At 69.7% G+C, this 21,953-nt stretch carries 17 protein-coding genes; 5 read left to right on the top strand and 12 right to left on the bottom strand.

Annotated features, from left to right (window positions below):
* The 3 genes from AMK34_RS25360 to AMK34_RS25350 form a co-directional block, all read right to left on the bottom strand.
* Positions 1–1,194, bottom strand: coding sequence for an acyltransferase family protein (locus tag AMK34_RS25360; RefSeq protein ID WP_073847000.1), 1,194 nt, complete (start codon positions 1,192–1,194; stop codon positions 1–3).
* A complete protein-coding gene (locus tag AMK34_RS25355) occupies positions 1,187–4,285 on the bottom strand; it encodes a glycosyltransferase (RefSeq protein WP_073846999.1) in 3,099 nt (1,032 codons plus the stop codon). The genes AMK34_RS25360 and AMK34_RS25355 overlap by 8 nt, the downstream gene beginning before the upstream one ends.
* A 276-nt stretch (positions 4,286–4,561) precedes the next feature.
* Positions 4,562–4,984, bottom strand: a complete 423-nt coding sequence (locus AMK34_RS25350) for a nitroreductase family deazaflavin-dependent oxidoreductase (protein ID WP_038515539.1) — start codon at positions 4,982–4,984, stop codon at positions 4,562–4,564.
* A gap of 86 nt (positions 4,985–5,070) precedes the next feature.
* Between AMK34_RS25350 and AMK34_RS25345 the strand changes: the two genes are divergently transcribed.
* Complete coding sequence (locus AMK34_RS25345) at positions 5,071–6,009, top strand: AraC family transcriptional regulator (protein ID WP_073846998.1); 939 nt, start codon at positions 5,071–5,073, stop codon at positions 6,007–6,009.
* Here the strand turns inward: AMK34_RS25345 and AMK34_RS25340 are convergent.
* From AMK34_RS25340 to AMK34_RS25315, 6 genes are all read right to left on the bottom strand, one after another.
* Positions 5,993–6,406 (bottom strand): type II toxin-antitoxin system VapC family toxin, encoded by a 414-nt coding sequence (locus AMK34_RS25340; protein WP_073846997.1) that lies wholly within the window; start codon positions 6,404–6,406, stop codon positions 5,993–5,995. The two genes, AMK34_RS25345 and AMK34_RS25340, sit on opposite strands and share 17 nt — an antisense overlap.
* Complete coding sequence (locus tag AMK34_RS25335) at positions 6,396–6,662, bottom strand: type II toxin-antitoxin system Phd/YefM family antitoxin (RefSeq protein ID WP_037320919.1); 267 nt, start codon at positions 6,660–6,662, stop codon at positions 6,396–6,398. The genes AMK34_RS25340 and AMK34_RS25335 overlap by 11 nt, the downstream gene beginning before the upstream one ends.
* Before the next feature lie 44 nt (positions 6,663–6,706).
* Positions 6,707–11,173 (bottom strand): hypothetical protein, encoded by a 4,467-nt coding sequence (locus tag AMK34_RS25330; RefSeq protein WP_073846996.1) that lies wholly within the window; start codon positions 11,171–11,173, stop codon positions 6,707–6,709.
* Between the two features lie 12 nt (positions 11,174–11,185).
* Positions 11,186–11,926 (bottom strand): hypothetical protein, encoded by a 741-nt coding sequence (locus tag AMK34_RS25325; RefSeq protein ID WP_051071906.1) that lies wholly within the window; start codon positions 11,924–11,926, stop codon positions 11,186–11,188.
* A gap of 47 nt (positions 11,927–11,973) precedes the next feature.
* Positions 11,974–13,425 (bottom strand): hypothetical protein, encoded by a 1,452-nt coding sequence (locus AMK34_RS25320; RefSeq protein ID WP_073847189.1) that lies wholly within the window; start codon positions 13,423–13,425, stop codon positions 11,974–11,976.
* A 79-nt stretch (positions 13,426–13,504) separates the two neighbouring features.
* Positions 13,505–14,134 (bottom strand): peptidase inhibitor family I36 protein, encoded by a 630-nt coding sequence (locus AMK34_RS25315; protein ID WP_073846995.1) that lies wholly within the window; start codon positions 14,132–14,134, stop codon positions 13,505–13,507.
* 151 nt (positions 14,135–14,285) lie between these two features.
* On the opposite strand from AMK34_RS25315, the gene AMK34_RS25310 reads away from it, so the two are divergent.
* The 3 genes from AMK34_RS25310 to AMK34_RS25300 all read left to right on the top strand — a co-directional run bounded on the left by AMK34_RS25310 (position 14,286) and on the right by AMK34_RS25300 (position 18,038).
* On the top strand, positions 14,286–14,684 hold the full coding sequence (locus tag AMK34_RS25310; protein WP_038515550.1) for a hypothetical protein: 399 nt from the start codon (positions 14,286–14,288) through the stop codon (positions 14,682–14,684).
* A gap of 99 nt (positions 14,685–14,783) precedes the next feature.
* Complete coding sequence (locus AMK34_RS25305) at positions 14,784–15,221, top strand: PPOX class F420-dependent oxidoreductase (RefSeq protein WP_038515552.1); 438 nt, start codon at positions 14,784–14,786, stop codon at positions 15,219–15,221.
* 312 nt (positions 15,222–15,533) lie between these two features.
* Complete coding sequence (locus tag AMK34_RS25300) at positions 15,534–18,038, top strand: YbhB/YbcL family Raf kinase inhibitor-like protein (protein ID WP_143202605.1); 2,505 nt, start codon at positions 15,534–15,536, stop codon at positions 18,036–18,038.
* A gap of 281 nt (positions 18,039–18,319) precedes the next feature.
* On the opposite strand, the gene AMK34_RS25295 is transcribed toward AMK34_RS25300, so the two are convergent.
* Positions 18,320–18,931, bottom strand: coding sequence for a TetR/AcrR family transcriptional regulator (locus AMK34_RS25295; protein ID WP_241832847.1), 612 nt, complete (start codon positions 18,929–18,931; stop codon positions 18,320–18,322).
* An 85-nt stretch (positions 18,932–19,016) separates the two neighbouring features.
* Here AMK34_RS25295 and AMK34_RS25290 point away from each other — a divergent pair, with 85 nt between their 5' ends.
* Positions 19,017–19,895, top strand: coding sequence for a sterol desaturase family protein (locus tag AMK34_RS25290; RefSeq protein ID WP_073846992.1), 879 nt, complete (start codon positions 19,017–19,019; stop codon positions 19,893–19,895).
* On the opposite strand, the gene AMK34_RS25285 is transcribed toward AMK34_RS25290, so the two are convergent.
* Both AMK34_RS25285 and AMK34_RS25280 read right to left on the bottom strand, forming a co-directional pair.
* The gene (locus tag AMK34_RS25285) at positions 19,869–20,873 is read right to left on the bottom strand and encodes a glucosyl-3-phosphoglycerate synthase (RefSeq protein WP_073846991.1); all 1,005 of its coding nucleotides are present in this window, start codon (positions 20,871–20,873) and stop codon (positions 19,869–19,871) included. The two genes, AMK34_RS25290 and AMK34_RS25285, sit on opposite strands and share 27 nt — an antisense overlap.
* A gap of 85 nt (positions 20,874–20,958) precedes the next feature.
* On the bottom strand, positions 20,959–21,882 hold the full coding sequence (locus AMK34_RS25280) for a hypothetical protein (RefSeq protein WP_073846990.1): 924 nt from the start codon (positions 21,880–21,882) through the stop codon (positions 20,959–20,961).
* Between the last annotated feature and the right edge of the window lie 71 nt (positions 21,883–21,953).

Below are 21,953 nucleotides of genomic sequence, written 5' to 3'. Positions count from 1 at the left end.
TCAGCCGCCCGAGCCGACGCCCGGGCGGGTCGGGAACGCGGGCGGGACGGCCGGAATCACCTGGGTGATCTCGTTGTCCGGATTCGGCGCGCGTTCTCCGTCGCCGGACCGGCGTTCGTCCGGCACCCGGAGGTAGACGCGCAGCTTCTGGGTCGGCCGTTCGATCAGCCGCCAGGACACCAGCCCGCAGAGGTACGCGGTGGGCACCGCGAGCACGATCAGCAGATACGAGTCGCGCACCCCGGCGAGGGTGTACAGCTGCTGCACCGGCATTCCCCACACGTACATCCCGTAACTGGGATAGACCCACTGGTCGTAGCCCTCCAGCCGGCGCGGCCAGTGGTAGGCCCAGGTGATCGCGCCGTAGCCCGCGGCGATGGGCAGGATGAAGCGCGTCGCGGGTTCGATGGGCGGGGTGAAGTTCGCGACGAGGTAGAGCGCCACCAACGCGTACGCGACGGCCGGGCGCAACGGGATCAGGTCCCGGTAGGCGTGCAGCAGCATCCCGAGGACGAACGCCACGAGGAACGCCACCATCGACCCCAGCGGCACGCTGAACAAGGTGCCAGCGTCGCCCTGGAAGCCCACCGAAGCCCCCATGATCCCGTCCGCCACCATGAACCCCAGCAGCAGCGGGAACAGGACGATCCGTCCGCGGGCGAGGCCGCCCACCAGGCCGACCACGAGCACGATCAGATACCCGGTGGTCTCCATCGGGAGCGTCCAGATCGAACCGTTCGCCGAATACGGGTACGGATTCTCCGTGAACACCCCCGGCAGCAGGTGCTGCAACGGGTACAGCATCGCGTTGTGCACGACGTAACCCCAGGTGTCGGGGTTGCCCCAGTACTCGCGCGGGCTGAGCACCGTCACCAGTGGCCCGATCACGAACGCCGTCACCATGACCACGAACAGCAGCGGCGGCCAGATCCGCAGCACCCGTTTGAGCAGGTAGCGCCACCACGAGGAGTCACGTCGCCAGCTGTCCGCGATCTGGTAGCCGCTCATGGCGAAGAAGCCCATGAGCGCGAAGTACCCCAGCGAGATGTTCCAGCTCGACGGCAGGCTGGTGATCCGGGTCGGTTCGATGATCGGGAAACAGTGCTCGAAGACGACCAGGATCGCCCCGAACATCCGCAGCCAGGCGAATCCGGTGTCCGGTTTCGCGTAGGTCTTCGCGCCCCGGCTACTCATGGACCACCGGGGCGAGCAGTCCGCTCAGGGTCGCGCGAGCCACCCCTGGCCCGAACTGGTCCGCGACGGCGACCCTGCCCGAGTCCGAAAGCCGTTGCCACAAGGCGTCATCGGTGAGCAGGGTGACGATCTTCTCGGCGATCTCCTCGGCCGTCTCACCGGTCAGCACCTCTTCGCCGTCGCGCAGCCGCATACCCTCGAAGGCCAGCGGGGTACCGACCACCGGCACCCCGAAGGCGAGGCTCTCGCCCACTTTTCCCTTGACCCCGGAGCCGAATCGCAGCGGCGCCACGGCCAGCCGCGCCGCGGCGTAACCCGGTCCGAGGTCGGCGACCCAGCCTCGGACGACGACACCGTCACCGGCGAGCGCTTGGAGCTCGCCGGTGGGATCGGCGCCGACGAGCTCCAGCTCGGCCGACGGGCATTTCCGCCGTACGGCGGGCCAGATCTCCCCGGCCAGCCAGTACGCGGCGTCCCGGTTCGGGCCGTGTTCGAAACTGCCGACGAAGATCGCGCCCGACCGGCCTTCGGGGGCGGCGCGTTCGCTGCTGAACGGGTGCACATTGGACAGCACGTCGACCTTGGCCGACGGCACGAGTTCGGCGAGCAGGTCCCGTTCGGCCTCGGACACCACCAGCGTGCGATCGGCGGACCGGACCAGCGCCAGCTCCAGTTCGCGGTACAGCTCGGCCCGCCGCCGCAGCATCACCGCGATCGCCGGATCACCGATCCGCTCGACGAGATCGGCTTCCCTGCCGAGCCGGACGAAGTGCAGATCGACCGTGTCGTAGACCAGAGGCGCCTGCGGCGCGCAGATCTGGATCCGCTCGGCCATATGCCAGGCGACCGTCGGCCGGGACAGCAGCACCAGGCTCAAGGCGCTGCCCGCCTCGTCGAGGAACTTCTCGCGGTCGGCCGGGTCGAGGAGAACGGTGACGCCGGCGCGCCTGAGGTCCTCGGCGTATTCCGGCGGCTGCCCGTCGTCCATCGGACAGAACACCACCCGCTGCCCGAGCGCGAGCAGCTCGTCCACGACCCTGCGCATCCGGACCGAGCCGGAATCCTTGTCCGGGGTGGGCACCCGGAGATCGGCGATCAGCACGATTCCGGTGTCACGTGGTGCTTTCCCCGGCATCCGCTGCCGCCCGAGCCACAGCCCCGCCGGGCTCGGCCCGGCGATCTGCCCGGCGAGCGCGTCCGCCCACTTCTCGGCGAACACCGGCCGGTTGATCGTCTGGAACCGTTTGTGGCCCGAGTCCGGATCCGTGCCGTGCGAGACGCCCTCGTGGTGCACCACGACCGCGGCAGGCTCGACCACGGTCCGGAAACCGGCGGCCCGCACCGCGAACGCCAGGTCGGTGTCCTCGTAGTACGCGGGCGCGTAGCGCTCGTCGAACCGGCCGAGCCGCTCGAAGAGTTCGCGGCGGATCATGATCGCCGCGCCGGAGCAGTAGTCGACGTCGCGGACCGAGGCGTAGCGGGAGTCGTCCGGGTCGTCACCGTGGCCGTAGTTCGCCGCACCGGCGTCCGCCCACACGATCCCGCCGCATTCCTGCAGGGTGCCGTCCGGGTAGAGCAGTTTCGCGCCTGCCATGCCGATCCGGTCGTCGCGGTAGACCGCCTCGGCCAGCGAGTCGAGCCATCCCGGCTTCGGTTCGGTGTCGTTGTTCAGCAGGACCAGCAGTTCGCCACGGGCCTCGGCGGCGCCGAGGTTGGCGGCCTTGAGGAAACCGACGTTGGTGCCGGTGCGGACCAGCCGCACGCCGGGACATTCGGCGAGCACCCGCGCGGACGCGTCGGGCGAATCGTCGTCGACGACGATCACCTCGAACGGGATCCGTGGCCGTCCCGCCTCGATCGATTCCAGGCACTGCCGCGTGTAGTCCCACTGGCCGTGGACGGGGATGACGATGCTGGCCAGCGGTTCGGCGCTGGTGCTCACGGCCACCGGGGTGAGGCCGTGTCCTTCCGGCGGGACCTCGTCGGTGCGCCCGAGCACGCGCTCGTAGGCGCCCCGGACCGCGCTGCCCCTCGGCGCGTACTTCTCGACGGCGCCCCGGTACTTCTTGACGAGCCGGTTCACCGTGGCCGAGTGCCCGTCGCTCAGTACCGCGTTCTCCTCCGCGAGGCGGGCCACCTCGGCGCTGTACCGCTCGGCGGTCTCGGTCCGCCACGCGAGCCGCGCCGCGTCCAGTTCCGCCTCCCGGCGGAGTTCGGCGACCTCGGCCGTGAGCCGGTCGCGTTCCTCCTTCAGCCGGGCCAGCTCCTCCGCCGCCTCGGCCTGCCCCGCCGCGCCCTGGTCCCGCATCTCGCCCAGCAACGAGAGCCGGGGATCGAGCAGGGTGCTGACGGCCGGGACGGCGTCCAGCGGGCCGTCGGAGGCGATCCCGATCAGGTACGTGTGCGGGCTGCCGTCGGTGACCGTCCAGCCGTCCTCGCCGTTCCCGGTCAGGCTCTGGTTCAGCGCCGGTCCGCTCGCGTGCGGCTCGCCGGGGACGGCGGCCAGCAGCGAACCCACCGCGACGTTCTGCCTCAGCACGGCCACGTTCCCGAAATGGCCGCCGAGGAGCGCACGGAACTCCTCCTCGGTCAATTCCTTGACGTGGAAGGGATTGTCGTTGCCGTGTTCGTGGCTGTAGACCCGGATGTCGGGGGTGCTGCCGAGGAAGATCCCGCCGGGGGCGAGCCGGACCCGGACCAGGCTCAGCAGATCGTCGTGCTCGACGACGTGTTCGATGGCTTCGAAACAGGTGATCACGTCGAACCGGCCGGCGTCCGAGAGCAGCCCCTGGTCGATGATCGAGCCCTGCACGAAGCTGAGATTCTTCCGCCCGGCGTAAGTGGCTCGCGCGTGTGCGACGGCCGGCTCGTCGATGTCGACGCCGACGACCTCGGCGGCGGTCGTGGCCAGCAGCGCCGCGCCGTACCCTTCACCACTGGCGAGATCGAGGACACGCTTGCCCGCGACGAACCGGGCGGCGAGCGCGTATCGGTGGTAGTGCTCGTAGATCATCTGGATATCCCCGGCCCACGGCACACACCGCTCGCCGGTCCATCCGATCAACCGCTGGGAGTCTTCGGAGCCCGCCATGCGCGGGAGGTTACCGGGGCCTTGCCGGGGTCCGTGCGGGATACCGATACTTCTGGTGAGAAAGTACCGATGCCGGAACACCAAGAGCGCGGAAGGAGCGACCCACAGTGACCGAGTCGGATCGTTCACGCCGGGAACGCAACCTGGGCCTCGTGGTGATCGTGATGCTGGTGATCGTCCTGGAGGCCGCGGTGATCGGTTACCTCATCACCTCGAACTGAGCCGCGCTCGTGAGTGGCGAGGACGGTTGGAGCCACCCGCGCCACCCACGCGGGGTTAGACGCGCTCCAGCTCGAAAACCGGGATGACCCGGCTGGTCTTGCTCTGGTACTCGGCGAACTGCGGCATGAGGGCCGACTGCCTGGCGTAGACCTCGTCGCGCTCGGAGCCGGCGAGCACCCGCGCGCGGACCGGGAAGGTCTCGGTGCCGAGCTCGACCTTGGTGTCCGGATTGGCCACCAGGTTGTGGAACCACGCCGGGTTGTCGTCGGCGCCGCCCTTGCTCGCGAAGATGTAGATCCGGTCGTCGTCGAGGAGCGGGACGAGCGGCGCGATCCGCTCGGTACCGGACTTCGCGCCGGTGTGGTGGACGAGGACGAGCGGGTAGCCCTCGAACATGCCGCCCGCCTTGCCGCCCGTTTCGCGGAACTCGGCTATCACGCTTCGGTTGATCTTGTCGAAGTCGAAGGTGTCTGTCATGCCTCGATCATATGGCGCACCGAGTGACCGTATCGATGCTCGAAAAGGCCATGAACATATCCGTCTGTCGCATTACCATCGCCACTATGGACCTCTTGGCCGAAGTGCTCGCCGTGGGCGGCGTCCGGGGCACCGCCGGAGCACGTATCGAGGCGTCCGGGCCGTGGGGCATCCTCTGGCACGGCATCTCCCGCGCCGCCTTCTACGCGATCACCTGCGGGACGGCCTGGCTGGAACTGGCCGGGCACCCGCCGCGGCAGCTCATGCCCGGCGACGTCGTCCTGCTGCCGAACGGGCCGGAGCACACCCTGCGCAGCGCCCCGGACGTCGCGATCATTCCCAATCTGTGCACCGCGGCGGAAAAGGCACGGGACTGCGGTGGCGTGCTGCGCCTGGGCTCCGGGGAGGTCGAGACCCATGTCCTCGGCGCGTCCTACGACTACGACCCGGCGGTGTCCACCCAGGTGCTCGCCACCCTGCCGGAACTGGTGCACATCCGCGCGAACCGCGGCCGCGACGGGCTGGACGACACCGTGCGGCTGCTGTCGCGGGAACTGGCGAGCCCGCAGATCGCCACCGACTTCGTCCTCAACCGGCTCGTCGACATCCTCCTGGTCCAGCTGCTCCGCGCTTGGCGGACCGAGAAACCGGCCGAGACGCGGGGAACCTGGCTCGGCATCCTCGGCGATCCGCTGATCGGCGTGGCGCTGGCCAAGATCCACGAGGACCCGGCGAGACCCTGGACCACCGATCTGCTCGCGGCGGAACTGGCGACCTCACGCAGCACGCTGACCCGCCGGTTCCGCGAAACCACCGGCCGGACGCCCGGCGACTACCTGACCCTGTGGCGGATGGACCTGGCCGCGGTCCGGCTGCGCGACACCGACGACACGGTGGACACCATCGCGCGCTCGGTCGGCTACACGTCGGTGTACGCGTTCAGCCGGGCTTTCCGGCGCGCCCGCGACCAAGCGCCCGGGCAGTACCGGACGTCGACGCGGAAACGCCTCACGCCGGCCGGGTGACCGGAACGACCTCGAGAAGTTCCTTCAGGCCTTCGAAATCCTGCGGATTCGTCGTGTAGAGCGGCATCCGGTGCGCGATGGCCACGCTGGCGATCATCAGATCCGCCACCCGGCGCCGGGGTGTCCTGCCCATCGCGAGCACGGACGCCGACACCCGGCCGAAGATCCTGGCCGCCTCGGTACCGAAGGGCAGCGGGTCGAATTCGGACTCCACCCGTTGCAGCAGATCCGTACGCCGGGCCCGCTCGGCCGGATCGGTGGCGTAATGCGGCCCCGCCGACAGTTCGGCGAGCGTGATCGAGCTGATCGACATCAGGTCCGGCAGCTGGGCGTGGTCGATCGTCCGCCGGAGGATGAGGATGTTCGTGTCGAGCAGGCCGTGGACCTCAGCGGCCATAGGGATCTTCCGCCTCCCCTTCGAAAGCGTCGTCGAGGTCCGCGCGGAACCTGTCCGGGTCGATGAGCGGAGCGTTGGCCGAGCCGGTGGCGAACTGGTCCCGCGAAACAGCGTGACGGCGGCAAAGCGGGACCAGCTGGGCGATGGGCGAACCGCTACGGGTCACGGTGAAGGTCTCCCCGTGCTCGACCGCGTCCATGATCTCGCCGGACCGGTTCCGGAGATCACGCTGGGAGATCTCGTGCTGAACGCTCATGGATCGATGATAGCGCGAGGTAGCACCGCGTGCCACATCGCGCGTCAGGCCGTCTCTTCCTCCTGCTCCGGTTCCTCCGACGGCCGCGTGAACAGGCGCGTCGCCGACAGCCGCGCCACACCGTCCGGCTCGCCGAGTTCGTCGGTCGCGTTCCGGATCGTCGCGTCGACGGACAGGTACTTGCGCCCCGCCCGCAGGTCCGCGTCGTTGCGCAGCCGCACGATCAGCGGGAACTCGCTCAGCGCGCCGGCGTCGAACAGGCCCGTGGTGTAGATCAGCTGGACACCCAGCGCCTCCGCGACCGCGCGCTGCAGTTCCAGCAGGTAGCCCGCCGACGCGCGGCCGATCGGGTTGTCGAGGAACAGCACGCCGGAATGCCGGTTGCGGGCCTTGCCGCGGTTGTTCGCCCGCAGCGCTGCCAGGGTGCAGTACAGGATGATCGCCGCGGTCAGCTGCTGCCCGCCGGAGAACACGTCCCGGATCTCGGAGACGCGCTGCCGTTCGGTCCGCAGCACCGAGTCCGGCTTCAGCATGTCGACCCGGAAACCCTTGGGAGCGGCGGCTTGCACGCCGCGCAGCACGAGCGAAAGCCCGTCCCGTTTGACGTCCCGGCCGTCGGAGGTCTTCCCCACCGCGGCCTCGTCGACGACCTCGCCGAGCTTCTCGGCGAGCACGTTCTCTTCGAGTTCGGTGAAGCGGATCCGCAGGAACTCCTGACCAGACCAGTCGCCGAGACCGTCGGGCAGCCGTGAGACCCGTTGCGCCGCACGGAGGGTGCGCAGCGCGCCGTCGACCATGCCCTGCAGGCGGGTGATGATGCCGCCGCGGTGCCGGTCGATCTGCGCGAGATCGTCGGTGAGCGTGCGCAACCGGGGCCGCAAAGCCTCCGCCCATTCCGCGGCGTGGGCGGGCAGCTGGTCGCGGCGGACCGAGATCACCTGCTGCCGCACCGGCGTGCTGAGCTTCTCGAACCGCTTGTCCGTGGCGTACTGCGCCAGCTGGTCGGCCGCGGCGCGCACCCGGCGGTCACCCGCGTCGGCCGCGTCCTGCGCCTCGGTGAGCGCCGTGTTGAGCCGGGAGTGCTTGGTGCGCGCGGATTCGACGTCGCCGTCGAAGGCCACCTCGTCGTCCTCTTTGGACAACAGGTGTGCCATGGATTCGGCCAGCAGGCCGAAGCCGGACGCGGACGTCTTCGCGGACTCCAACGTCGCTTCGGCCGCGGCGCGGCGCTCCTGCAGTTCCTCCCATTTCCTCGCGGCGGCGGACACTTCGAGACCGGCTTCGTCGATCAGCTCCAGGCCGTGCTCGATGTCCTTCGGCCGCGCGTCGAGGGCGAGCGCTGACGGCTGTTCCGGCAGCTGGCCCAGTTCCGCCTTGCGGGTCGCGACGAGCCCGACGATCTCGGTGCGCTCCTCCTCCAGCACCGCGACGGCCCGGTTCGCCCGCGCCTGCGCCGCGGCCCGCGCCGAAGCGTCGGAGCCGTCCGGCGTCTCCAGCAGCGCCGAAGCCCGCTCGCGGACGGCGTCGTCCAACGCCTCCAGTGCCGCCCGCGCGGACGCCTCGACGCTCTCGGCCTGGTCGAGTTCGGCACGGAGATCACTGCCGACCTCCACCTTCGCGTACGCCTCCGAAGCCGACGCGAAGGTGCGCCGCAACGCGTCCACCGGTTCGGCGGGCACGGAGTCGTCCTCGGTGACGTCGCTCGATCCCGGCACTTCGGCCAGTTCCGCCTTCGCGGTCGTCGCCGTGCGCCGGTGTCCGTCGGCGGTGCGTTGTTCCTCGCCCGCCTGCTCGCGCAGCCGGGAGGCCTTCACCGCGGCTTCGGACGCCGTGGCCTCGGCTCGCTCGGCGATCTCGGTGGCGCGTTCGACGTCGTCGGTCCACTCCGGGATCTTCGCGGCACGCGTGGCGAGTGCTTCCAGCCCGCGAACGCGCTCCCCCGCCTCGGCCGAGGTCGAGCGCAGCTCGGGGATCCGCTCCCGCAGCCCGGCCGCCTTCTCACCGAGCCGCTGGAACTCCTTTTCGGCCTGCTCCAAGGCGGTCCGAGCGGTCTCGTGCGCGGTGCGCGCGTTCTGGAGCTGCTCGGCGAGCGTCGCGATGCTGCCGGGCGGGTAGTCCTCGCGCCAGGTCTTGAGCTTCCACGACAGCGCGCTGTCGTCGGCCAGCGACGTCGCCAATGCCTCCAGCCGGCGCTGGCGTTCCGCGTGCCGGAGCGCGATGGCCTCACGCTCGGCGTCGGCGGCCTCCTCGTCGTACATCGCCGGATTGGGCGGCACGAGGAACTCGATCCCGGCCTCGCCCGGCAGCCGGTCTGTCGTGGTGGCCTCGGTCGTGGCGACCGGGATGATCGTGCTGGGCAGCAGCCGCCGCTCCGCCAGGACCTTCTCGGCGAGCCGCACCTGTTCCGGTTCGTTCAGCAGGATCCCCGAGACCAGCTGGGGCGCGCGGGCCAGCACGGCCGCCCGCCGCTTCTTGTCCAAAGTGGACAGGTAGCGCCAGCCGGACCACGCGTTCATCCCGGCGGCTTCCAGCGCGTCGAGCGCGGCCTGAACCTCTTCCGGAGCGGGCAGGAGGCCGCCGGAACCGAGCGCGTTCAGCGCGCGCTCGTCGACGGATTCCTCCATCCGCAACGCCGTCTGTTCCTTCTCCGCGGCCGAACCCGCCTCGCGCAGGCGTTCCAGCAGCACCGGGAGATCCGTCTCCAGCGCGACGTCGTCCGCGCCGAGGAGTTCGCTCAGCCGGGGTTCGACGGCGAGCGCGTCGGTGCGCCGGTTGGCGCGGTCGAGTTCGTCGGCCGCGCGTTCCAACCGGTCCTTTGTGGACCCCGCGAGCCGGTGCGCGTCGTTGACCGTGGCCTGCGCGGCACGAAGGTCTTCGGCGACGCGTTCGAGTTCCTGTTCCCGGCGGACGAGTTCCGCGGCGGTCGTCTCGGCCTCGGCCCTGGCCGCGCGCGCCGCTTCGGCGACATCCGCCCCCGCCTTGAGCGCGCCGGAGCGGACGGTTTCCGCGATCTCCTCCCGGATTTCGGCGATCCGCGCACCCAGCCCGCGAGCTTCCGCCCGGCGCGAGGCCGCCAGGTTCGCCGACTCGTCGCGTTCCGCCTGCGCCTTCTCCGCTTCGGCCCGCAGGGCGCCCACATGGGCTTCGGCCTTCGCCGCCTGCTCGGTGGCGTTCCTGGCCAGCCCCAGCAATCCCCTGGCAAGCGCGCCCGCGGCGGCGTTACGCGCCTGCAGCGCGGGCTGCGCCTTCTGCTCGCGATTCCCCACCAGTTCCCGGAAATCGCGGGCCTTGCGGGCGGCGTTGAGGTGGTTGAGCACGGTGGCGCATTCACGCCAGGCCTCGGCCGCGGTCTTGGCCTCGGCCAGTTCGCCGTCGATCCGCTTCTTGCTCTCCTGCGCCTCGTCGAGCCGCAGTTTGCCGACCAGGCGGCGGAGTTCGGTGACCCCGGCGGTGAGACGGCGGTGGTCGCCCTCGGCCAGTTTCTCCGCGGACTTCACCTCGTCGACGTGCTGTTCGAGCCCGCTCAGCCGCTCGTTCTCCAGCTTGTCGCGGGCGGCGACCTGACCGGCCAGCGTCCGCATCTCGGCGCGGGCCGCGTCGGCGAGCTTCCGCGACGCGGCGGCGACGCCTTCCTCCTCCGCCAGCGGCGTGAGCAGGTCGAGCGCGCCCGCGACGAAGTCCCGCTCCGACAACAAGTCCCCGCGCTGGGCGAGATTGTGCGCGTAGGTCGCGACGACCTCGGCGAGGTCCTTCGGCTCTTCCTCCGAAAGCACCGCGCGCAACAGGAACTCGACGAACGCCTCGTCGGTGCTGAAGGCGAAGGCGTCGGCCGCCTCGCCCTCACCGGCGTTCATCGCGCGCTGGTACCGGAAGAGTTCGGTGTCGAGGCCGAGACCGTCGAGCCGCGACGTCCATTCGTGGTGCCGCCGGGTCCAGAACAGCTCCAGTTCCGGCTCGCCGCCGTGCACCTTGTCGAGCTGGTCGTGGAAACCGGACATCGTCAGCAGCCTGCCGTCCGACGTCAGCGGCAGCGAGTCCAGATCGAGCGAGGGCGTCGGCCGGAAGCAGTACCAGGAATCGACGAGGTTCTCCGAGTCCGCCGACACCACGTGCCCGCGCCATTCCGACACCTTGCCGGTGATCACCCGATGGCCGGTCTCGACCTGCAGCCACTCCAGCACGACGTGCGAAACGTCCTTGGCGGCGACGAACTTCTCCAGCACCTTGGTGTTCGTCGTGCCGACGACCTGGCGGCGGCCGGGCAGCATGACCGAGAAGATCAGCTTGATCAGGACGGATTTACCGCCGCCGTTCTCCAGGAACAGCACGCTCGCCGGCGACGGGCGCCGCGGCGGCCCCTCCCCCGCCAGGTGGATGCCCGCGCTGAACAACGCGTCCTGTTTGGGCGCGGTGATGGCGGCGCCGACGCCGCTGAAGTCCAGCACGACGTCCTGGTACCGCGCGCCCGCCGGGCCCACCGAGTGCAGGCGAACCCGCGAAAGCTCGTACATCGACTCCCCTTGTTAAAGCGTGTCCGAAGCGGCCGCACGCAGGGTCCCGCCGCCGTTGGCGACCGAGACCACGTTCAGCTCCAGCAGATCGTCGAAGGCCGCGTCGGCGGCGAGTTCCCGCACCTGCACCTGATAGCGCGGTGTGGTGCGGTAGGTCCCGCCCTGCTCTCCGCTGACCTGGACGAGAAAGCCCTGATCGGCGAGGAACCGCAGGGCCCGCGCGACCATGCCGCGTGTGGTGTCCGACGACAGCCTGCCGTCCTTGGTCGCGGCGGCCGCCGGACGCCGGGCGTAGGCGCGCCACGCCTGTTCGAGTTCGGGCGCGTCGGCCAGCGGGTCGTTGTTCGCTTCGGCCTCCGCCGCGCGCTCGTCGAGGATCCGGCAGGCCTCGCGCACCATCGCGTCCACCTGCTCGACGCTGACGCGGCCGATGTAGGTGTCGTTGGCGAGATCGTCCGGGCGCGGGTAGCCGAGCGCGGCGGTGGCCAGGTGGACGAGCCCGTGCAGGACCTTCTCGGTCTCCCGGCGTTCGCGGATCTTGCTCTGCCGGGCGTAGCTGTCCATCTTGATCTCGAAGACGGACTCGTCGGTCGCCGCCAGCACGGCACCGGCCTGGAGGTTGACCTCCAGCACCATCAGCCCCAGCCCGGCCGCGACCGCGTGCGTGAGCTGTTTGAACGCCCTGTCCTCGCCGTAGCGCCGGACCAGGTCGCCGTACACGACGTCCCGCGACGGCAGCTGCTTCGGGCGCATGCCGAACGAGACGAGCCGGGCCGCGGATTCGACGTCCCCGTTGGTCGTCACGCGACCTCCTCCTCTTCTTCGTGGCGATCGACCGTGGCCGACGAGAGCAGCAGATCCGCTCCGCCGAACTCGGGATCTTCGAGCAGCGTGCCGTCGTCCACGGCCAGCAGCACCTGACGCTCCCCCAGCCGGAGCGCCGCGCCGACCTCGGGACTGTAGGCGTGCACCGCCCGCAGGGCGACCAGGGCGGGTAACGCGGGATCGATCCGGCGGGCCTCTTCGAGCAGCCCGGACAGCCGTCGCGGCACCTCCGGCAGGTCGAGCAGGTCGTCGGCGAGACGCCACTGCTCGTCGCCGAACTTGTCGGTGACGTCGGCGGGCATCAGCTCGGGCTCGGGGATCTCGCCGACGAGCTGATCGCGTTCGGGGGCGGGCCGCAACAGCAGCGACACCAGCGAGGACAGCGACGGCACGGTCGGCGGCGAGATCCCGGCACCGGCGTGGAAGAACGACTCGGCCGGCGCGACGGCCTGGGCGATCGGCAGGCCCAGCGTCGGCATCAGGAGCTGGCCGAACAGATCGATCGTGGCGCGCTGCGGCGGTCCGGAGAACTGCTGGCGGTCCTGCTCGGCGCGGAACACCGCACCGGCGTCGGCGAGCCGGGACTGGAGCCGGGTGTGGCGGCGGATGCAGTCGCCGACGATGTCGACGAGCTCCGCGGCGCGGCGTTTGCGGTCGAGGTCCTCGGTCTCGTCCCGTGACGCGGTGATGTTCTTGAGGATCGCGTTCTCGGCGCGGAACCGGGACTCGATATGGGACAACGCCTGATCCAGCAGATCCGGGACCTCGCGCTCCCAGTCGACCGCGCGCACGTCGCGGCGGGTGGCGTCGAGTTTGGCGCGCAGCGTCTCGCCGTACTGGACCGTCCGGTAGCGGGCCTGTTCGGCGGCGAGCTTCGCGTCGGCGAGGCGGCCGCGGTTGATCAGGTTCTCCAGTTTGACCTCGGCCGCGATCTGCGCGGACTCGACGTCGGTGTCCAGCGCGCCGACGAGCACGTTGATCGCCTCGTCGGTGGCGCGCAGGTAGACCTCGCCGTCGGGCGCGGCCAGCTCGACGAGCAGCTTGAAGTCGAACTGGCGGCGCTGGTAGCCGCCGCCGGGGCCGATGGAGCCGTAGACGCGGCGGAACCCGCGATCGGTGGTGCCGACGTTGATCAGGTTGTCGAGCACCCACCGGGCGACCTTGGCGTGTTCGTCCGGCGTCCGGCCCGGCGCCTGGAGCGCGACGAACGGCAGCAGGCGCGCGATCACCTGATCGTGGTCGGCGCCGGTGTCGAAGTCCATCGACACGGTGACCTGGTCGATCGTGTGCAGGGCGATCTCGGCCATCTGGTAGATCGTGGCGTCCGCCCAGTCCAGCTTCGACTTGCGCGCGTCGAGGTCGTGCAAGGGCGCTGTGCAGGCCAGCGCCTTGAGGCGGCGCGTCAGCCCCTCGTCGGCCAGCCCCATCCCGGTCAGCTCGTCGTCTCGCACAGCAGGCCAGGCTAGTCGCCGTCCCCTTCACCCCGCACGGGTGACCGGGTGGAGCTCAGGTGTGGACGTAGGACTGGATCAGGATCGAGGTTTCGGCGCCGCCTCGGTGCTGCAGAATCGTCCGGTCCCCGCCCGCGCAGTCCCGTCCGGCGTAGCCCCAGTGCCGCTCCGCGCTGCGGTTCACCATCGACCTCGCCGGGAACGGCAACGCGGCGCACTGCCGTCCGTCACTCGCCCAATCCGGCGGCAGTTGCACCTTGGCGCCGCCGTAGCCGGGTTCGGGCCAGAAACAGAGGAAACCTTCCGCGCAGTCCGGGACGACCGTGGCCGCAGGAGCGGAGCCGGAGCGATCCGAAGACAGGACGAGCACCACGGCGGTGGCGGCGAGCCCGGCGGCCACCGCCGAGCCCACCCGGAGCACGCGTCTTCGCCACGGTCTGGCGGCCGGGCTCGTTTTCACCTCGCCCCGGATCCGGTCGAAGCGCTCGAACAGTTCGGGCTTCCCACAGCCGTGCAGATAGCAGCGCAGTTGCCCCGCCGTCGGCAGCAGACCGTTCTCGATGTTGGACACCCGTTGCCGGGTCAGCGCGTCCTGGCCGAGTAAGGAGCGCTTGGCGACGCATTCCTGAGTGAGCCTTCCGCGCACCTCGCGCAATTGCGCGCCGAAGTCCTTCGCAGTGGACATGGTCCATCCCCTCCCCATCGCCATTGTGTCGCAGCCGGTCACGGTGTCGCGGGACGAACCGCGACACACCGCGACATCGTTTTCCCTGGTCAGCGCCACGTGATGCTGCTGTCGTGGACGTGTCGGACAACCGATCAGGGAGGAATTCACCATGAAACGTTCACTCGTTCCGGTGGCCGCGGCCGCCGCCTTGCTCATCTCGGGGGTGGCCTGCACACCGGCTTCCGCGGCGGAAGAGGGCAACTGCACCCCGGTCGTGCACTGGTGCGGCGGGGTCTTCAACGACACTCCGCGCGTCGTCACGGTGGCCGGGAACTTCGACGGCCGGAACTACACCGATCTCCTGCCGCTCAGTGCCGGCGGGCGGACGGGACCCAACCGGGACATCGACGGCGTGCGGATCCCGGTCGGCTGCACCGCGCACCTGCGCACGATCGTCAACCGGTGGGGTGGCGAGGACTACGACGGCGGCGCCGCGTACGCGTCGGGCACCTGGCACCGCATCCACGACGACGAGGTCGTCAAGATCACCCGGCTCGCCTGCCGGTAGCCGGGGCGGGGTGCTGCCTGGCGACCGGGGGTCCGGGCAGCACCACCCCCGGGTGACCGGGGCTGCTCACCGCCGGGGTGTCCCGGTAGCGTCGGGATCATGCGTGAAATGAGCCGGGACGAATGGTGGGCCTTCGCGAGCGAGGGCACGCGGACGGGCATGCTCGGCCTGGTCCGCGCCAACGGGGCGGCGATCGTGACGCCGGTGTGGTTCCTGCTGAACGAGGGGCCGGACGGGGACGAACTGATCTTCACCACCGGCACGGACACGCTCAAGGGCAAGGCGCTGCGGCGCGACCCTCGGCTTTCCCTGGCCGTCGACGACCAGAAGCCGCCGTACTCGTATGTGCAGTTCACCGCCGAAGCCGTGTTGCACGACGACCTCGGCGAGATGCTCGAATGGGCGACCAGGCTCGGTGGCCGGTACATGGGTGAGGACAAGGCCGAGGCCTACGGCAAACGCAACGCCGTACCGGAGGAGTCCTTGGTACGCGCGCGGATCACGAAGGTGATCGCCCGCGCCGACATCGCCGGCTGACCCCCTTCCCCCTCTCGCATTTAGTCCTCTGGATGCGGTCCTTGCACACGCAAGTACCGCATCCAGAGGACTAAATGCGTTCAAGGGTGTGACTCTCCGTGTTGATGTTGGTCAAGTATTGACACGAAGCACCCACTGGTGTGTGATCTGAACCATAGATAGGAAAGTTTCCTAACTAAAACTCCACCTTCCCCGCCGGGCCCCGCCCGGTCCGCCGTTGTACCTCCCGACCCCCGAACTTCACGTATGGAGGCTCCAGTGGCACCCCGACCACCGTGGCGCGCGCTGCTCACGTGTGCCGCCGCGACGGCGATGACCGTCGCCGTCCTGCCGGCTACGCCCGCCGGCGCGGCACCGACCGATCACGAGTCCGAAGCCGCCACGATCTCCCAAGGCGCCGTCGAAAAGAACCACGCGGGCTTCTCCGGCACCGGGTTCGTGAACTTCGACAACGTCGTCGGCAGCTATGTCGAGTACACGGTGAACGCCGCGCAGGCCGGAACCCAGACGCTGACCTTCCGCTATGCCAACGGAACCACGATCGACCGGCCGGTTTCCCTCAGTGTCAACGGCACCGCGGCCGGGACGCTGTCGTTCCCCGGCACCGGCGCGTGGACCACCTGGAAGACCGTCACGAAGGACGTCGCGCTGGCGGCCGGGGCCAACAAGATCCGCACCACCGCCACCACCGCGAACGGCGGCCCCAACGCGGACAAGCTCACCGCGAGCGGAGTGACCGACGCCGAAGCGCCGACGCCGCCGAAGAACCTGGCCGCCAAGGACATCAAGGCCCGCAGTGCCACGTTCACCTGGGAAGCCGCGACCGACAACGTCGGCGTGGTCCGCTACGACGTCATGCGCGGCGGCAACGTCCTCAAGTCCGTCGACGGGAACACGCTCACCACGACCGTCGACAACCTGCAGCCGAACACGGCCTACGACATCTCGGTCGGCGCCTTCGACGCGGCCGGGAACCCTTCGCAGCAAAGCAATGTCGTCCAGTTCACCACGCCGTCCAGCGGGGACACCACACCCCCGACGGTGCCGGGGAACCTGCGCTCGACGTCGGTGACCGCGAACAGCGTTTCCTTGGCGTGGAACGCTTCCACGGACGACAGCGGCACCATCGCCGGTTACGACGTGTACCAGGGCACCACGAAGGTCGCGACGACGCCGTCTCTCGAAGCCACGGTCACCGGCCTGACGGCGAACACGTCGTACACGTTCACGGTGAAGGCCCGTGACCTCGACGGCAACGCTTCGGCCGCGAGCAACGCGCTGACCGCGAAGACGAGCGGCGCCGCGGGCGGCGGGATTCCCGAGTACGACAAGGACATCACGAAGGCGGACCTCGCCTGGTCCGTCGATTTCCTGCCGGACGGCACGGCGCTGGCGACCGAACGGGACCGGTTCGAGATCCTGCGGATCACGCCGTCGGGCGAGAAGACGACGGTCGGCAAGGTCCCCGGCGCGGTCGGCACCAACGGCGAGGGCGGACTGCTCGGTATCGCGATCTCGCCGAACTACGCCACCGATCACGCGATCTACCTGTACCACACCGCGTCCGGCGACAACCGGATCGTGAAGATGACCTACGACAACGGAAAGCTGTCCTCGTCGTCGACGCCGGTGCTCACCGGGATCGCCAAGAACCGTTACCACAACGGCGGAAGGCTGCGGTTCGGTCCGGACGGCAAGCTCTACGCCACCGTCGGCGACGGGCAGAACAAGGACACCGCGCAGAACAAGGGCTCGCTCAACGGGAAGATCCTGCGGGTCGACCCCGACGGTTCGGCGCCGAGCGACAATCCGTTCTTCTCCACCGGTGGCAACGCCCGCTACGTCTGGAGCTTCGGGCACCGCAACCCGCAGGGCCTGGCCTGGGATTCGCGCGGTCAGCTGTGGGCGTCGGAGTTCGGCGACGGCAAGCTCGACGAGCTCAACCTGATCCAGAAGGGCGGCAACTTCGGCTGGCCCCAGTGCGAAGGCACCGAAGGATCCTGCGGCGGCACGGTCGCGCCGAAGAAGACGTGGCCGACCAGTTCCGGCGGGCCGAGCGGGATCGAGATCGTCAACGACTGGATCTACGTCGCGGCGGTCACCAGCCAGCAGCTCTTCGCCACGCAGATCAACGCGGCGGGCAACGGCGTCGGTCCGGTGCAGTCGCTGTTCTCCGGCCGCTGGGGCAGGCTCCGCTCGGTCACCAAGACACCGGACGGCGGGCTGTGGGTCACCTCGACCAACGCGGACAAGAACGGCGGCACACCGAGCGTGATCGACAACGTGGTGGTGCGGCTGAAGTTCCCCGGCGGCTCGCAGCCGGGGGCGTTCAAGCTGACCAGTTCCGCGTTCGCCGACAACGCGTCCATCCCGGACAAGTTCACCTGCGCCGGTGACGGCACCGCGGGGCAGGACACCTCGCCGCCGCTGGCGTGGAGCGCCGGGACCACGGGCGCCAAGGGGTACGCGATCGTCTTCGCCGACGTGGCCAACAACGGCAACAAATTGCACTGGGCGATCTGGGACATCCCGGCGTCGGCGGCTTCACTGCCGGAAGGCCTGGGTTCGGGCTACACCGTCCCGAACCAGAACGGCGCCAAGCAGAAGGCCATGGGCAGCGGGGCGAACTCGCAGAAGTACTTCGGCCCCTGCCCCGGCGGCTCCAGCCATCCCTACACGTTCACGCTCTACGCGCTGAAGTCGGCGACGGTGCCGGGCGTGTCCTCGTCCTCGACGATGGCGCAGATCGAAACGGCCATCAAGAACGCTTCGACGGCCAACGTCAAGCTACGCGGCAAATCCAGCGCCGCGTCCTGAGCACGGCCGGGGTGTCCGGAGCGGCGCCGGGCACCCCGACCGTATCCAGTGTGACTGGAGGAACGCCACCCCGTCCGGGATTTCCTGGCGGGGTGGCGTTTTCGTGCGGCCGGCAGGCTTCGGCGCCCGCATGCGGCTTCACCAGGCACTCGGGACACCGTCGGCGGTCCGGCGCGTGTCGCGAAAGCCACTTTCGCGACGTGTGATGTCCCGAAAGTGGCTTTCGCGACACGACCGCACCGGGATCAACGTCCCTTGTGGACAGTCGAGACCGCGATCGCTCACCAGCCGAACAGGTTCCGCATGATCCGCGCGCAGCGCTCGGTCATCGCCGCGGCGTCCTGATCCGGCTGGTCGATCCACCAGCTGATCAGCGAGTCGACCACGCCGGTCCACACCTGGGCGATCGCCTCGATGTCGCGATCGTCGTCCAGTCCGCGCGAGTGCATCAGCTGGGCGGCGCCGACCAGCGCGAAGCCGTCGAGCCGGTAGCGGTAGTCGACCGCGACACCGGCGATCTCACCGGTCGAGGGCACCGTCGGGTCGCGGAGCAGCTTCCAGGCGTACCGGTCGTTGTCGAACGTCTCGAAGATGGCCGAGAGCACCGCGAGCGGCATCCGTTCCGGCGGCTCGCCCTCCTCCGCCATCGTCTCGGCGACGCCTTCGGTCAGCCTGTCCCCCGCCCGGTGCAGGCAGGCGAGGTACAGCCCGTCCTTCGAGCCGAAGTACTGGTACAGCAAGGGTTTCGTGACGCCGACCCGGCGGGCGATCTCCACCATCGACGCCCCGGCGTACCCGTTCTTGCCGAACTCCTCCGTCCCGGCGCGCACGATCTGGGACTCCCGCTCCTCGCGGGGCACCCCCTTCGTGCCGACGGCCCTTGCTTCTGTCACGGCGGTTATCTTACCCTGAGGTAAATGACCCTAGGGTAAGTTACCTGATGGTCAGATAACCGGGGGCGAGACAGGGAGAGGTGCGGTGGCGGATTTTCTTGCCCATCTGAGTGACCCGGTGCTGATGGCGACGCCGGTGTTCCTGCTGTTCGTCGCGATCGAGATCCTCGCGCTGCACGTGCTGGGACACGACGACAACGTCATCGGCTACAGCGTCAAGGACACCCGCACCAGCATGTCCATGGGTGCGGTGGCGGTGGTGATCAACGGCGTCTTCCGCATCGCCATGCTGTTCGTGTTCGCCGCGCTCTACGAACTCGCGCCGGTGAAGTTCAGCCCGCACGACTGGTGGACCTGGGTCCTGATGCTGCTGGGCCAGGAGATCGTCTTCTACGCCTACCACCGCGCGAGCCACCGCGTCCGGCTCATGTGGGCGGGTCACCAGGTGCACCATTCGAGCGAGCACTACAACTTCTCGACGGCGTTGCGGCAGAAGTGGACCCCGTACTTCCAGCTGCCGTTCTGGTCGATCCTCGCCCTGGCGGGCATCCCACCGTGGATGATCCTGACCGGACTGTCGATCGACCTCGTCTACCAGTTCTTCGTGCACACCGAGAAGATCCGGAAGCTGCCGCGCTGGTTCGAGTACGTGTTCAACACGCCTTCACACCATCGGGTGCACCACGGCAGCGACCAGGAGTACCTGGACGCGAACTACGGCGGCATCCTGATCATCTGGGACCGGATGTTCGGCAGTTTCGTGCCGGAGGGCAAACGCCCGACCTACGGGCTGACCAAGAACGTCGAGTCCTACAACCTGCTCAAGGTCGGCTTTTACGAATACGGCTCGATCCTGCGCGACGTCCGCGCGGCCGGCTCGTGGCGGGACAAACTCGGTTACGTGTTCGGCCCGCCGGGCTGGCGGCCCAAGGAGGCGCTAAGCGCTCCTGCGCAACGCGGGTGAGTTCTCCGGGCGGATCTCCGGCGGGAGGCTCTCCAGCGGCGGCCGCTGGGTGAGGGTCACGTCGGTGAGCACGAGTTCCCGCTCGACGGCCTCCCCCGCGCCGCGCCGGAACTGGGCGAGCGACGTCGACGGCGGCGCCGCGGAGATCACCCGGCCGCCGCGCTCCAGCCGGTCCATCAGGGTCAGCATGATCTGCGCGGCCATCCGGCCGAGTGCCTGGGTGCTCTGATGCCGGTGGGTCCGGTGGCCGAGGTCGACCTGCGCGAGCGCGTCGAGCCCGTGCAGTTCGAGCAGGTCGATCAGATGGCCGACCTCAACGCCGTAATGCGTGACGAACGGGATGCCTTCGAGCACGTCGCGCCGTCCCGCGTACTCGCCGGCCAGCGGCTGGACGAAGCCGGCCAGTTCCGGCCAGTACATGTTGAGCAGCGGACGGGCGACGAGTTCGGTGACCCGGCCGCCGCCGTCGGGTTCGACGCCCGCCGCCCCGGCGAGCGGACGGTGGTAGAACCCTTTGACGTAGGCGATCGCCGGGTCGGTCAGCAGCGGCCCGAGCAGTCCGGTCACGTAGTCCGCGGTGAAATCGCGGAGGTCGCCGTCGACGAAGACGATGAGGTCCCCGCTGGTTTCGGCGACCCCCTTCCAGAGCGCTTCCCCCTTGCCCGTCAGGCTTTCCAGTTCCGGGAACACCGCGTCCTGCGCGACGACGTCCGCCCCGGCCGCCGCGGCGACCTCGGCGGTCGCGTCCGTGGAATGGCTGTCCACCACCAGGATCTCGTCCACCAGGGGGAAGCGTTCGACGAGTTCGCACCGGATGGTGCCGACGATCGCGCCCACCGTCTCCGCCTCGTCGCGAGCCGGGATCACCACCGAAACCCGCGTCCCGCGTTTGGCGGCGACCAGCTCCGCCGCCCACCAGTCACCCGCCCGGCTGCTGCGCCGCGCGAGCCACGTGCCGACCTCCGCCGATACCCGCATGGCTACCCCTTCCCTCGAAGATCACCTCACCGGTGAGCTTCGAGGGAAGCTGTTTCCATCCGTCGTCGCCGCGGAAACCGCCGCGTTACGCCTGCCCGCCGGAGGTTAACGCCCGGGAGAGGGCCTCACCCGTCCGTCGCTTGGCGAGATAGAACGCCGCCTCGTGCGGCTTCGCCCCGTTGTCGACCGTATAGCCGCTGTCCAGGACCCCGTCGGCGCCGGGGAACAGCCCGCTGAGGTCGGGCCGGGCGGCGACGAGGTCGTCCCGGTCGGCCAGGTTGACCCAGCTCGCGACGCCGGGCGGGACGGACGGCGGCTGCGGGCGGGTCCGTTCGTAGACCACCGTGCGCAGGCCCAGCGGGGAGCCGAGGGTGAGCAGCAGCGGCAACGGACGGCCGTGCAGATGGGCGGCCTCATAGGCGACGACGGAACCGAGGGAATGCCCGATGATCGCCTCGGTCTCCGGCCCGATGTGCTCGGCGACGCGGGCCTGCACGCGTTCCCGGATCGTCTCGTCGGTGAGGTACAGCGTCACCTGCTTGAGTGCCTTGACCACCACTCGTTCGGCGAACGCCACCCCGAGCCGCGCGAACGGTTTCAGCCGTACCAGCGCGTTCAGCACCGGGCGGGCGGCCGCGCGCACGCCCTGGGTCTCCCCCGCCGGACCGCCGAGCAGCTCCAGTTCGGTCTTCGCCCGGTTCCGGTCCGCCTCGCGGGACGCCGAAGAAGCCGCGTTCCGGAGCCATTCCGCCGCCAGCGCTTCGGCGAGCGCCCACTCGTCCGGGGTGAGTTCGTCCGCGCCGCCCTGCTGGCCGTCCTTGAGGAAAAGGTCACCGTAGAAGGCCATCCGCGCGTCACCGGGCCGGGCGTCGCGCCACAGGGTGTCGGCCAGCGCGGCGTCACCGGCGAGCCGGATACCGCCAGCCAGGCTCGGCAGCCATTCCGCCTCGAGCGTGTCCGCGGACTTCTGTTCCTGGGCGATGCCGTGCACCAGAACGATCCGAGCCATGGCGCACAGTATCGCGGGCCGCCCTTGCCGGTGGCCGCCCGATGAGACAAAGTGATCTCCGTGGGAGAGCG

Origin of the sequence: Amycolatopsis sp. CB00013 (assembly GCF_001905755.1) — a bacterium.
Classification (GTDB): Bacteria; Actinomycetota; Actinomycetes; order Mycobacteriales; family Pseudonocardiaceae; genus Amycolatopsis; species Amycolatopsis japonica.
This window is presented reverse-complemented; position numbering and strand designations above follow the sequence as displayed.